Genomic DNA, 12207 nt, shown 5'->3' with positions numbered 1-12207 from the left:
TGATACATTTACGCAGACCTCACTTTCAAGAGACTGCCCACCGTGATCAGCCATCTCGATCGCCGCAACAACCGCTCGCTGGACAGTCTGAATTTCTTTCTCGCCGATGTCCGCGACGGCCTCGGGCCGTACCTCGCCATCTACTTGCTCGCCGTGCACCACTGGGACCCGGCCAGCATCGGTGTGGTCATGACTCTCGCCGGTATCGCCGCGCTGGTCACGCAGACGCCCGCTGGTGCGCTGGTTGACAGCAGCCAGGCGAAACGTGCGCTGGTCATCATCGCCGCGCTGTTGGTGACGGTGAGTTGTCTGCTGCTGCCGTTCATTTCGTCATTCAGTCTGGTGGCGTTGACTCAAGCCTTGAGTGCGGCGGCAGCGTCAATTTTCGCCCCGGCCATTTCCGCGATCACCCTGGGCATCACCGGCCCGCGAGCATTCACCCGGCGTACCGGTCGCAACGAGACGTTCAACCATGCCGGCAACGCGTGCGCGGCGTTGTTGGCCGGTTTGTTTGCGTATCTGTTCGGTCCGGTGGCGGTGTTTTATCTGATGGCGGTCATGGCGCTGGCCAGCGTGATTGCCGTTCTGTTCGTCTCGGCCGAGGCGATTGATCATGACGTCGCGCGCGGCTTGCAGCCTGGCGATCAAAGCCATCAGCCGTCCGGGTTCAAGGTACTGCTGAGCAATCGCCCGTTGCTGATGTTTGCCCTGTGCTGCGCGCTATTTCACTTGGCCAACGCGGCGATGCTGCCGCTGGTGAGCCAGAAACTCGCCCAAGCCAACTTGCACATGGCCACGCCGCTGACGTCGGCGTGCATCGTCGCAGCCCAACTGGTGATGGTGCCGATGGCGCTGCTGGCCGGTGCGAAAGCCGATGTCTGGGGGCGCAAACCGTTATTGCTGGCGGGTTTTCTGATCCTGCCGCTGCGTGGCTTGCTCTACACCTTCTCGGATGATTCGTACTGGCTGGTCGCCGTGCAGTTGCTCGACGGCGTCGGCGCTGGGCTGTTCGGCGCGCTGTTCCCGGTGATGGTCAAGGATCTGACCCTCGGCTCCGGGCATTTCAATGTCAGCCTCGGCGCGCTGACCACAGCGTTTGGCCTGGGCGCGGCGCTGAGCAATGGACTGGCCGGATTCGTCGTCGAGGCCGCCGGTTACAGCGCGGCATTCCTGACTCTCGCCACCATCGCAGCGGCTGCATTCCTGCTGCTGTTGATCGCTGTTCCGGAAACGCTGCAGCGGACTGAGCAATTCGAGTCCGCTGCAGTTATGGGCCAAACCTGAGCTAATCGCCACCGCAGCCATCGCCTAAAACGCTGTAAGTGGCGACATGCCGCTGACCGTGACTGTCTTCATAGACGACCTCCACCGGAACAATTCCGCAGGCGGCGCTGGTGTCGGTGATGCTGATGGTTTTGGCGATATCCAGTGGCACGCCGGTTTGTGCAGGTTCGGTGGCGGCGAACACGTTGCCGGCGAAGATGGTCAGGGTCAAAGCAATAAACGTTTTCATCGTGCGATCTCTCTATAAAGGGGAAGGAATTCAGGCCTGACGTTCGGTCAGCAATTGGCGCGCGGAATCGGCCATGACCGGCAGCGCTCCGGCGAGCATCAGGACGTCTTTGAGCACCAGGCGTCCGGCACCGGACAGATAGGGAAAGCCATGCTGACCATCGCCCAGCGCAGCGACCCAGGCTTCAGGCGTGGTGACCAGAAAACTCAGGGTCACCAGCGGCGTAGCGAACGCCAGCGCGCCACCGAGCAGGCCGGTGCGGCGGGAAAGCGGGTTGGACAGGACCAGCAGACCGATGAGGATTTCCACCACGCCAAGCCCGGTGGAAAAGCCGTAGGTGTTGTTCGCGGTCTGCCAGGTGCGCTTGTCGGCGTTCAGCTCGCCCTCATGGGTCAGGTGCGCCTTGTAGTCCTGCGGGTGTTCGTAGAAGAACGACATCACCGGGCTGTTGGCGACGAAGGGCGTGATGCTGTCGGCTTCGTACGGGACGAATTTCAGCGCGCCGATCCACAGGAATACGATGGCGATGGCCACGCGCATCAGCGGGATACCGAGGCGATCGAGTTTGCCGAGCTGTTGTAGTCCGGCGTTGATTGAGGTGAACATGCGACTTCTCCAGATCAATGAAAGTGGAGTCAGTCTGCGCTGCTACCGAATCGCGCTTTTGTCGGTCATGCTCAACGTCTTGCTCAATCGTCTCAACTTTGCGGATTTCTTCGTGATGGGTGCCAATGAACTCGCTCGATAAGCTCATCAGCCTGGCCAACGTGCGCGGCAGCCTCGATCTGCGTTGCCAGTTTCAAGGCGACTGGGCGCGCGATCATCAACAGGAAGCCTTGGGCAAGGCGCCCTATCACATCGTGCTTAAAGGTGAATGCCGGGTGGAACTGGCCAGCGGGCAACGCCTGGCGATGCGCGCTGGCGATATTCTGCTGTTGCCACGGGGTACGCCGCATGTGCTGCACAGTGCCGGCAAAAATGTAGCGCCGATGTCGCCAACGCTGGTTCCCGGCGGGGTGTTGCCGATCTATCGGCTGGGTGGCGCGAGCGCCGATCTGGACATGCTCTGCGGTGGTTTTCATTACAATCGCGCGTCGATGCTGTTCGCCGCCCTCCCCGATTACCTGTTGATTGCCAACGATGGCTTGCCGATTGATGCGCCACTGACCGCCCTGATTGCGCTGTTGCGCAGCGAAGCCGACAGCGAACAGCCGGGCGCGCGCTTTCTCCTCGATTCACTGTCCCAAGCCTTGTTCACCTTGATTCTGCGTGCGCATCTGGCCCGTGCGGAGCAGGACAAGAGCACCCTGGCGCTGCTCGGCGACCAGCGCCTCGGCCGGACCTGTCAGGCGATACTGGCCGACCCGGCGCACGAATGGACCATCGAAGCCATGGCCGACACCGCGAACATGTCCCGCGCGACTTTCATGCGCACCTTCGCCCGGGTCGCTGGCGTATCGCCGTGGGTGCTGCTGACCCAGTTGCGCATGGAGCTGGCGTTCAGTCTGCTGAGCCATTCGCATCTGGGCCTGAACGACATTGCCGTACAGGTCGGCTATCAGTCGCAGGCTGCCTTCAGCAAGAAATTCAAGGAAATCTACGGCGAGGCCCCGGGCAAAGTCCGCCGCGCGATCTGATTGAATGGATCGCTTTGTATCAGCGTGTAGCTTTCGCCGACACAGATACATACGCATGCGAAGTTCGGCCGTGCGCACACACAACTGACACATTTAGCGCGCTAAATACCACTGCCGCTTCCATTCCTACCTTAATCAATCGACAGGACATCACCATGAACAAAGTCTTCGCTACCCTCGCCCTTACCGCCGCCATGTTTGGCGCCACCGCAGCGTTCGCCGCGCCGGTCAAACCTACCGTGGTGCTGGTGCACGGTGCCTTTGCCGATTCGAGCAGCTGGAACGGCGTGGTCAAGATTCTCGAGAAGGATGGCTATCCGGTGATCGCTGCGGCCAACCCGCTGCGCTCGGTCAAGGGTGATGCGCAATCGGTGGCGGATGTGCTGGCCAGCGTGAAAACCCCGGTGGTGCTGGTCGGCCACTCTTACGGTGGCCCGGTGATCAGCGAAGCCGCTTACGGCAATGCCAATGTCAAAGCGCTGGTGTACGTCGCCGCGTTCGCCCCGGAAAAGGGTGAAACCGCAGCCGAATTGTCCGGCCGCTTCCCTGGCAGCACCCTTGGCCCGACCCTGTCGGCCCCGGTTGAACTGGCCGATGGTGGCAAGGATTTGTACATCCAGCAGGACAAATTCCATGAGCAGTTCGCAGCCGATGTTTCCCCTGCTGATGCGAAGTTGATGGCCGCGACCCAGCGCCCGGTGACCGTCGCCGCGCTCAACGAAGCCGCCACCGAGCCTGCATGGAAAACCGTTCCGTCGTACTTCGTCTACGGTGACCAGGACAAGAACATCCCGGCGCAAGCCCTGGCGTTTATGGCCGAGCGCGCGCACTCCAAGCAGACCGTCGTGGTCAAAGGCGCGTCGCACGTGGTGATGGTGTCCAACCCGAAAGCCGTTGCCAGCCTGATCGAAACCGCTGCGGCCGCGAAGTGATTCATCGCTGAATTGAAACTTGAAGCCTTAGCCGTGAACCCTGTTCACGGCTTTCAGCGCTGGGTGGTGTTGCAGCCGCTCGCTGAGAAAGTCCACGAACGTGCGCACCTTCGCCGGTACGCGCGGATGTTTCAGATAGACCAGTTGCACCGGTAACGCCGGCGGCTCAAAGGCCTGCAACACCAATTCCAGTTCACCGGCCGCAACCTGGCTGGCCACTTGATAGGACAGCACCCGGGTAATGCCCCAACCGGAGCTGGCGATGTTGATCGCCGCCTGATTCGCGGTGACCACCAGACGCGGTTCGAAGCGAAAACTCAACGGGCCATCCGCATGGGCGAATTGCCAATCGCTGAGCAAATGACTGGCGGACGACATGACGATATTGGCGCGGCTCAACTCGTTCGGATGTTGCGGTCGGCCATAGCGGGCGAAGTAATCGGGGGTGCCGCAAATCACCTGACGGACCTCGCCGACCTTGATCGCATGCTGATTGTTCTCGTGCAGATGGCCGATGCGCACGGCGACATCGATACCCTCTTCCGCCATGTTCACCACACGATCGACCAGCAACGCCTTCAGATGCACTGAAGGAAACGCGTCGACGTATTGCGCCAGCATCGGCGCGATGAACAGCTCGCCAAACAACACCGACGCGGTCACGCTCAAGTGCCCGCAAGGCACCCGATAACTGCCGGCAGCGGCCTCTTCGGCTTCGTCGACGTCGCACAGAATTCTTCGGCAATCGTCCAGATAACGGTGCCCGGCTTCGGTCAGGTGCAGGCTGCGCGTGGTGCGCGACAACAGACGCGTGCCGATGCGTTGCTCCAGCGCGGCAATGGCGCGGGTGACGCTGGGGGGCGAGGTGTTCAAACGCCGGGCCGCCGCCGCAAAGCCACCCTCCTCGGCCACGGCCAGGAACATGCGCATTTCCTGAAAACGATCCATAGACGGGAACCTGTAAAAAACCTCGAAAACACAGTGAAATCATGTGGGAGCGAGCCTGCTCGCGAAGGCATTCTGTCAGTCAACATCACCGGTGAATGACACACCGCTTTCGCGAGCAGGCTCGCTCCCACAGGGGATGTGCATCGTTGTGAGTCAAGCTGTTTGCAGGCCCACCGCTGTGCGCTGCATGCCGACGAATTTCGGCAGCGCCTCGACCCGCGCTAGCCACGCCCGCACATTCGGATATTCATCCAGCGAGACATTGCCTTCCGGCGCGTGGGCGACGTAAGTGTAGGCGGCCACATCGGCAACGGTTGCCTTGTCGCCGGCAAGGAATGCGCTGTTGGCCAACTCGTCTTCCATCACTTGCAATAAAGCGTGGGAACGCTTGATCGCATCAGCCGCGTCGTAACCGGCGCCGAACACCGTGATCAAGCGCGCTGTGGCCGGGCCGGAGCTGATCTGCCCGGCGGCCACCGATAACCAGCGTTGCACCTTGGCTTGCTCGACCGGATCACTCGGCAGCCACTGGCCGTTGCCGTATTTGCTCGCCAGATAAACCAGAATGCCGTTGGAATCAGCGAGCACCGTACCGTTGTCATCAATCACCGGCACTTGGCCGAAACGGTTGAGGGCGAGGAATTCAGGGGTTTTGTGTGCGCCCTTCATCAGGTCGACGAACACCAGTTCGGTCGGCACATCCAGCAGGGACAACATCAACTCGACGCGGTGCGAGTGGCCGGACAACGGATGGCGGTACAGTTTGACGGCTGACTGGGACATGACGTGCTCCTGGATTATTTGAGGTCGACCCGCTGATCGTGTCGATGGGGCTCATCCTGCTCCCCTGCCGCAAATCGCGGAATCCTCAGCAAATACAATCGAGCATTTCAGCCAGTGAAATAATCACCCGCCTCCTTAGCCGCGCGCAGGGATCATTTCACCGAGTGAAACAGTGGATTGCAGTTTCTGGCCATTCCCTCGCAACCGGCCGAGGGCGAACATGAGCCCACTTGAGCTTCAGCCCCTGGCGGCTCACCGGCCCGTTTGCACCCGAGGAGAATCGAAATGGACACAGCGTCGAAACCGCAGCCCTCGCCCTGGCATGAAGGTGAGCTGACCCTGCAACGTGCCGTCGGCGCGGTGGAGATGATGGTCGGTGTCGGCCAGCGGCAACTGGCCCGCGACTGGATGCCGGACCAGCACCGCGAGTTCTATGCGCAACTGCCCTTCGTCGTGCTCGGCGCCGTCGACAGCCAGGGCGATCCGTGGGCGACACTTCGCACCGGTCAACCGGGCTTCATGGATTCGCCGTCGCCGCAGGTGCTGAAGATCAAACTCGATGCGCAGCCCAATGACCCGGCCAATCAAGGCCTGCAACCCGGCGATGCGATCGGCATGCTCGGCATCGAGCTGCACACCCGTCGGCGCAATCGCATGAACGGCAATATCAGCCGCCGCGATGACAACATTCTTGAGATCGGCGTCACCCAGGCTTACGGCAACTGCCCGCGCTACATCAATCTGCGCCACTACGCGTTCGTCGATGAGACCACCGACAACGCGCTCGACTTGTCGGTCAGCGAACCCTTGGTGCGCGACATGATCACCGCCGCTGACTCGTTCTACGTGGCCACTTACGTGGTGCGCGACGGTGAGCGCCAAGTCGATGTGTCCCATCGCGGCGGCAAATCCGGTTTCGTCCATATGGACGAAGACGGCACCCTGACCATCCCGGATTTCTCCGGCAATCTGTTCTTCAACACCTTGGGCAACATCCTGCTCAACCCGCGCGCCGGGCTGACCTTTATCGATTTCGAAAGCGGCGATCTGTTGCAGATGACCGGCAGCGCAGACGTGCTGCTCGACGATCCGCAAATCGCCGCGTTCCAGGGCGCCGAGCGCCTGTGGCGCTTCAAGCCGCAGCGCATCGTTTACCGTCAGGCCGCGCTGCCACTGCGCTGGGCCGAGCAGCCGGAAGGCGATTCGCCCAACTCGCAAATGACCGGCAGCTGGGAACAGACCCGCGAGCGTTTGCAGGCCGAGGCGCTGCGCAATCAATGGCGCGCGCTGCACGTCACGCGGGTGGTCGATGAGAGTCCGCAGATCCGCTCCTTTTACCTGCAAGCCAACGATGGCTTTGGCCTGCCGCGCTTCGAACCGGGCCAGCACTTGCCGATCAAGGTCTTGCTCGACGGTCAGGATGCCGCGTCGATCCGCACCTACAGCGTGTCCAGCGCGCCGTCGGACGAGTTCCTGCGCATCAGCGTCAAACGCGATGGCTCGGTGTCTTCGCATCTGCATGATCGGGTCCAGGCATTGGACTTGATCGAAGCCCGCGCCCCGCAAGGCGACTTCACCGTCGACGCCACCGAACGCCGGCCACTGGTGCTGTTGGCCGCTGGCGTTGGGGTGACGCCGTTGCTGTCGATGCTGCGCGAGGTGGTCTATCAGGGCAAACGCATCAGCCGCATGCGCCCGACCTGGGTGGTGCAAAGCAGTCGCACCGTCGAGGATCTGGCCTTTCGCGAAGAAATCGATGCCTTGGCTGCGCGCGCCGGTGACAAGGTCAAGGTGCTGCGCGTGGTCAGCCAGCCGCCGCTGGAAGCAACAGCGCAAGGTTACGATCATGCCGGGCGCATCGACATTGCCTTGCTGAAGAGCCTGCTGCCGCTGGATGACTACGATTTCTACCTGTGCGGCCCGGGCAGTTTTACCCAGGCGCTGTACGACGGCCTGCGCAAAATGCGTATTCCCGACGATCGCATCCACGCCGAAACCTTCGGCCCGTCGACGCTGATCCGCGATGTCGAAATCAGCACCCCGGCGCCGCCGCAAGTGCCGGTCGCGGAAGAGCCGGTCAAGGTATTGTTCGCCACGTCCGGCAAGGAAGCACGTTGGGAACCGGGCAGCGGCACCTTGCTGGAACTGGCCGAGGCACGAGGCTTGAATCCGGAGTTCAGCTGTCGCGGCGGTTCCTGCGGCACCTGCAAAACCCGCCTTACCAGCGGCCAGGTGCACTACCTCACCCCGCCGGCCATGCGCCTGGCGGACGACGAAGTGCTGATCTGCTGCGCCGCCCCGGCGCAGGGCAGCGAAACCCTGGTGCTGGACGTTTGAATCATGAGGAGGTGCGCCATGAAGCCGTTTGCCGAAACCAACGTGGTTTGGCCGCAAGAGAACACCGGACTGTCCGCCAGTGAATGCGAACGCAGCTTTTTGCTGCCGCAATTGATGGGTTCACTCGCCAGTGAAACCTGCGCGTTGACGGGCTCATTCAATCAACGTGAGCATCTGCCTTCGAGCCCGAACGGCTGGTTTTCCCGTGGGCTCAAGGCATTGTTTGCTTAGGCTTTGCTAACAGCCGCCACCCTGCCCGCCGGTCGGTGCTGGCGGCTGGTGACCAGGCCAATGAACGAGATCAGCAACGCCAGGCCAATGGTCGAAGTCACTTCCAGGCGATGTTCAGGGGTGATCATCATCACTGCCAACGCCGCGCAGATAAAGGCGATGACTAGCCAGGTGAGCCAGGGAAACAGCCACATGCGCAAGGTCATTTCGACCTTTTCCCGTTCCAGTCGGCGGCGCATGCGCAACTGCGAAATGGCGATCACCAGATACACCAGCAAGGCAATCGCGCCGGAGCTGGCGAGCAGGAACTGGAACAGCCCGGCCGGCATGAAATAGCTGAGTAACGTCACACCCGCGCCAATCACCGTGCTGGCGATCACCGCCGCGCGTGGCACGCCGGCCGCCGAAGTCACCTTCAATGCCGGCGGCGCGTCGCCGCGTCGGCCCAGCGAATAGAGCATGCGCGAGGAAATGTAGATCGACGAGTTCATGCAACTGGCCACCGCGATCAATACGACCACGTCGACGAGGAATTTAGCGTTGGGGATGTTCATCAGTTCCAGTGCGCGCTGGTAGGAACCGACCGAGGCAAGTTGCGGGTCGTTCCACGGCACCACGGAAATCACCACGAAGATCGACAGCAGATAGAAAATGCCGATACGCCAGATCACCGAGCGCGTGGCCTTGGCGATGTTCTGCGCCGGATTGTTCGATTCCGCAGCGGCGATGGTCACCGCTTCAGTGCCGATGAAACTGAACATGATGGTGATGAACGCGCCGACCACCGCCGACATGCCGTTGGGCGCAAAGCCGCCGTGCTCGGCCATCAGAGTGCTCAAGCCACTGGCTTCACGCTCGGGAATCCAACCCATCAGCACCGCAAAGCCCAAGCCGATGAAACCGATGATCGCGATGACCTTGGCCATGGCGAACCAGAATTCGAACTCGCCGTATTTCGACACGCTGAACAGGTTGGTAATCACCAGCAGCACGATCGACAGCAAGGCGAACAACCAGGCATCGACCTGGGGAAACCACTGATTGAGCACATGCCCGGCGGCCAGTGCTTCGATGGGAATCACCAGCACCCAGAACCACCAGTAGAGCCAGCCGATGGTGAAGCCGGCCCAGTGGCCAATGGCTTGATCGGCGTAGGTGGAAAACGAGCCGGTGTCGGGGTGCGCCACGGCCATTTCGCCGAGCATGCGCATCACCAGCACGACCAGCAGACCGGAGAACAGATAAGCGAGCAGCACCGCAGGTCCTGCGGCGGCGATGGCGTGGCCTGAGCCAACGAAAAGTCCTGCGCCGATGATGCCGGCAATCGAAAGCATGGTGACGTGACGCGGTTTGAAACCTTGCGCCAACTGACCGTTGGAGTCCTTGGGGTTCAGGCTAGTCATGGGTTCTTATTGTTCTCATGATCGACGTTTGGGCCACTGACTGAGCGTCAGGCGATCATCATTTCCGGTGTCGGCATCAGGCGAAAGCTGCGACGCAGACGCTTTGCCGACGAAATGATGCTTCACCTTACGTGGCCCGACCGCCGCGCAACTAGCCTGAGTGCGGCATGCCGATGTCTGATTTCGACATGCCACTCTCAGGCCAGCATGGGTCGGCGGCAACCGCTGCGGCAATTTACAGCGTGTAGGAAATCCCCACCTGTACGGTTCGCGGCGCGCCCGGGTAGGCGTAAACGTTGCCGAAGGCGCCTTCTTCGTAGTCGCGATCGAAGATGTTTTTCACATCGAGATTGAGGCGCACCTTGTCGTTGACCTTGTAGAAGCTCAGCAGGTCGACCACGGTGTAACTGCCCATGGAAAACGCGGTGTTGGACGTCTGCCCGGCGCGCTCGTCGACGTATTTCAGGCCAGTGCCAAGGCCAAGACCTTTGAGCGTGCCGTCCTGGAACTCGTACATGTTGAGCAGGCTGAAGCTGTTCTTCGGGATGTTCAGCAGGCGCGTGCCGGAGCGCAGCGTGTTGTCCTTGGTCACTTCGGCGTCGACGTAGGCGTATCCGCCGACCACTCGCCACTCTGGGGTGAGATTGCCGGTGACGTTGACGTCGAAACCACGGCTGCGTACTTCACCAGCGGCGACGCTGAAGGTCGAATCCACAGGGTCGGTGGTCAGCACGTTGCGTTTTTCGATCTGGTAGATCGCCGCGTCGACGCTCAACTGCTGATCCAGCGCTTCCCACTTCACGCCCATCTCGTAGGACTTGCCTTTCTCTGGAGCGAAGCCGCCGCCTTCGCGACTGGCGCCGGTGTTGGGCTTGAACGAGCGCGCGGTGTTGGCGTAGACCGCCAGGGTATCGGTCAAATCGTAGGTGACGCCGATACGCGGGGTGACGGCGTTGTCGCTGGCCTGCCAGCTCTTGCCGCCCGGCACGTAGGTTTCGTAATCGTGCTCGAAGCGCTCGAAACGCGCGCCGGCCAGGACCTTCAGTTTGTCGGTCAGGGCTACCTGATCCTGCACGAATGCCGCGTAGGTCTTGAGGTTTTCCTTGTCGTGAGTCGGTGTGCGGGTCAGCGCCGGGCGTGGCTGGCCGTAAACCGGATTGAAGATGTCGATCGGGTAGGCACTGACCGCGCCGCTGGAGCGCTGGATGATCGACTTGTAATCGTAATCTTCGTACTCGATGCCGGTGAGCAAGGTGTGCTGCAGACCGCCAGTGTCGAAATGCCCGGTGAGGTTGAGCTGGGTGTCCTTGTCGGTCCATTCCAGCTTGCGGTAGTTGAAGTTGCGCCCCAGCGTGCGGCCGTCAGCGGCAATGCCGTTGGCCTCGATCGCATCGCCCTTGAGCGAGCCGTCGAGCCACTGGAAACCACCGCCCAGGGTCCAGTCGTCGTTGAGCATGTGTTCGAAACGCAACTGCGCCGTGTTGTTGTCGTTGTGCAGCTTGCCGACGTCCTTCTCGCCAAAGAAGGTATCGCGCGAGGCAGTGCCGATCTGCGCCGGGTAGCGCGTCACGCCACGATCAAGCGGCGCGTTGTTGCGCATGAAATCGCCTTCGAAAATCAGCTTGGTCGCGTCGGTGGCCTGCCAGGTCAGCACCGGCGTGATGCCGTAGCGCTCGGTCTCGACATGATCGCGGAAGGTGTCACCGCCCTCGCCCACCACATTCAAGCGATAGGCCAGACGCCCTTCTTCATCGAGTGGGCCGGATGCGTCGAGGGTGCCGCGCTTCATGCCTTGGTCGTTCAACTGGCTGCCTAACGTTACGGTGCGCTCGGGCAACGGCTGTTTCGACACCACGTTGAAGGTACCGCCGGGATCGCCACGACCATAGAGCATGGTCGCCGGGCCGCGAAGCACTTCCAGACGTTCGATGGTATTGGCGTCGGGCATGTTCGGGTAGCCACGGTTGATCGGGAAACCGTTGCGGTAGAACTCACCGGTGGTAAAACCGCGCACGGTGAAGGTGGTCAGGCCCTGCCCCCCGAAGTTGTTCGCGCGACCGACGCCACCGGCGTAATCCAGCGCATCCTGCAAACGCGTGGCGCCGAGGTCTTCGACGACATCCTTGGTGACCACACTGATTGACTGCGGGGTTTCATGAATCGAAGTGTCGGTGCGCGTGGCGCTGGCCGAACGCGTCGCGCGATAGCCCTGCACCGGGCCGTCTGCCCGTTCGTAATCCGCTGTGCCGACCACGTCGGTGGCTTCCAGCTCAAGCGTTGAAGAAGTCGATTCGGCTGACTCAGCCCACGAGGAAGAAGACAACGCCTGCAGCACACAGATGGAAAGCAGAGTTCGACGCATGAGGTGAAAACCTTTACGAATAGGCCAGAACGAAGGGCAAAACCGCCATTGAAAACGTCGC

11 protein-coding genes are annotated in these 12207 nt (G+C 61.4%); 5 read left to right on the top strand and 6 right to left on the bottom strand.

Features of this window, described 5'->3' with window-relative positions; translation table 11 throughout:
• The first annotated feature begins 42 nt into the window (after nt 1–42).
• Nucleotides 43–1284 carry an MFS transporter gene (locus KVG85_RS06765; protein ID WP_217863351.1) on the top strand — a complete coding sequence of 414 codons (1242 nt, stop codon included), beginning with the start codon at nt 43–45 and terminating at the stop codon, nt 1282–1284.
• A gap of 1 nt (nt 1285) precedes the next feature.
• On the opposite strand, the gene KVG85_RS06760 is transcribed toward KVG85_RS06765, so the two are convergent.
• Entirely contained in the window at nt 1286–1513 is a 228-nt protein-coding gene (locus KVG85_RS06760) for a DUF2790 domain-containing protein (RefSeq protein WP_122603320.1), read from the bottom strand.
• A gap of 30 nt (nt 1514–1543) precedes the next feature.
• Nucleotides 1544–2119, bottom strand: coding sequence for a reactive chlorine resistance membrane protein RclC (rclC, locus tag KVG85_RS06755; protein ID WP_122507415.1), 576 nt, complete (start codon nt 2117–2119; stop codon nt 1544–1546).
• Nucleotides 2120–2244: 125 nt separating this feature from the next.
• Between rclC and KVG85_RS06750 the strand changes: the two genes are divergently transcribed.
• Nucleotides 2245–3150, top strand: coding sequence for an AraC family transcriptional regulator (locus KVG85_RS06750; RefSeq protein WP_122507416.1), 906 nt, complete (start codon nt 2245–2247; stop codon nt 3148–3150).
• Nucleotides 3151–3305: 155 nt separating this feature from the next.
• Nucleotides 3306–4082, top strand: coding sequence for an alpha/beta fold hydrolase (locus KVG85_RS06745; protein WP_024013008.1), 777 nt, complete (start codon nt 3306–3308; stop codon nt 4080–4082).
• A 27-nt stretch (nt 4083–4109) separates the two neighbouring features.
• Here the strand turns inward: KVG85_RS06745 and KVG85_RS06740 are convergent, their stop codons facing one another.
• Together KVG85_RS06740 and KVG85_RS06735 are read right to left on the bottom strand one after the other, a co-directional pair.
• A complete protein-coding gene (locus KVG85_RS06740) occupies nt 4110–5030 on the bottom strand; it encodes a LysR family transcriptional regulator (RefSeq protein WP_217863350.1) in 921 nt (306 codons plus the stop codon).
• 153 nt (nt 5031–5183) lie between these two features.
• Nucleotides 5184–5813, bottom strand: a complete 630-nt coding sequence (locus tag KVG85_RS06735) for a glutathione S-transferase family protein (RefSeq protein ID WP_110600537.1) — start codon at nt 5811–5813, stop codon at nt 5184–5186.
• A 285-nt stretch (nt 5814–6098) separates the two neighbouring features.
• On the opposite strand from KVG85_RS06735, the gene KVG85_RS06730 reads away from it, so the two are divergent.
• Both KVG85_RS06730 and KVG85_RS06725 read left to right on the top strand, forming a co-directional pair.
• Nucleotides 6099–8150, top strand: coding sequence for a 2Fe-2S iron-sulfur cluster-binding protein (locus KVG85_RS06730; protein ID WP_217863349.1), 2052 nt, complete (start codon nt 6099–6101; stop codon nt 8148–8150).
• A gap of 18 nt (nt 8151–8168) precedes the next feature.
• On the top strand, nt 8169–8381 hold the full coding sequence (locus tag KVG85_RS06725; RefSeq protein WP_217863348.1) for a hypothetical protein: 213 nt from the start codon (nt 8169–8171) through the stop codon (nt 8379–8381).
• On the opposite strand, the gene gabP is transcribed toward KVG85_RS06725, so the two are convergent.
• Both gabP and KVG85_RS06715 read right to left on the bottom strand, forming a co-directional pair.
• On the bottom strand, nt 8378–9784 hold the full coding sequence (gene gabP / locus KVG85_RS06720; protein WP_217863347.1) for a GABA permease: 1407 nt from the start codon (nt 9782–9784) through the stop codon (nt 8378–8380). The genes KVG85_RS06725 and gabP overlap by 4 nt on opposite strands.
• A 235-nt stretch (nt 9785–10019) precedes the next feature.
• Nucleotides 10020–12146, bottom strand: coding sequence for a TonB-dependent siderophore receptor (locus KVG85_RS06715; protein WP_217863346.1), 2127 nt, complete (start codon nt 12144–12146; stop codon nt 10020–10022).
• Nucleotides 12147–12207 lie beyond the last annotated feature (61 nt).

Source organism: Pseudomonas triticicola (genome assembly GCF_019145375.1).
GTDB lineage: Bacteria > Pseudomonadota > Gammaproteobacteria > Pseudomonadales > Pseudomonadaceae > Aquipseudomonas > Aquipseudomonas triticicola.
The sequence above is the reverse complement of the archived record's forward strand: the minus strand, read 5'-3'. Positions and strand labels throughout refer to the sequence as shown.

Bases quoted from the DNA above. Each gene is read 5' to 3' on its own strand.
- KVG85_RS06745 (WP_024013008.1), top strand. From the start codon at position 3,306: ATGAACAAAGTCTTCGCTACCCTCGCCCTTACCGCCGCCATGTTTGGC.
- rclC (WP_122507415.1), bottom strand. From the start codon at position 2,119: ATGTTCACCTCAATCAACGCCGGACTACAACAGCTCGGCAAACTCGAT.
- KVG85_RS06760 (WP_122603320.1), bottom strand. From the start codon at position 1,513: ATGAAAACGTTTATTGCTTTGACCCTGACCATCTTCGCCGGCAACGTG.
- KVG85_RS06725 (WP_217863348.1), top strand. From the start codon at position 8,169: ATGAAGCCGTTTGCCGAAACCAACGTGGTTTGGCCGCAAGAGAACACC.
- KVG85_RS06715 (WP_217863346.1), bottom strand. From the start codon at position 12,146: ATGCGTCGAACTCTGCTTTCCATCTGTGTGCTGCAGGCGTTGTCTTCT.
- KVG85_RS06740 (WP_217863350.1), bottom strand. From the start codon at position 5,030: ATGGATCGTTTTCAGGAAATGCGCATGTTCCTGGCCGTGGCCGAGGAG.
- KVG85_RS06730 (WP_217863349.1), top strand. From the start codon at position 6,099: ATGGACACAGCGTCGAAACCGCAGCCCTCGCCCTGGCATGAAGGTGAG.
- KVG85_RS06750 (WP_122507416.1), top strand. From the start codon at position 2,245: ATGAACTCGCTCGATAAGCTCATCAGCCTGGCCAACGTGCGCGGCAGC.
- KVG85_RS06735 (WP_110600537.1), bottom strand. From the start codon at position 5,813: ATGTCCCAGTCAGCCGTCAAACTGTACCGCCATCCGTTGTCCGGCCAC.
- gabP (WP_217863347.1), bottom strand. From the start codon at position 9,784: ATGACTAGCCTGAACCCCAAGGACTCCAACGGTCAGTTGGCGCAAGGT.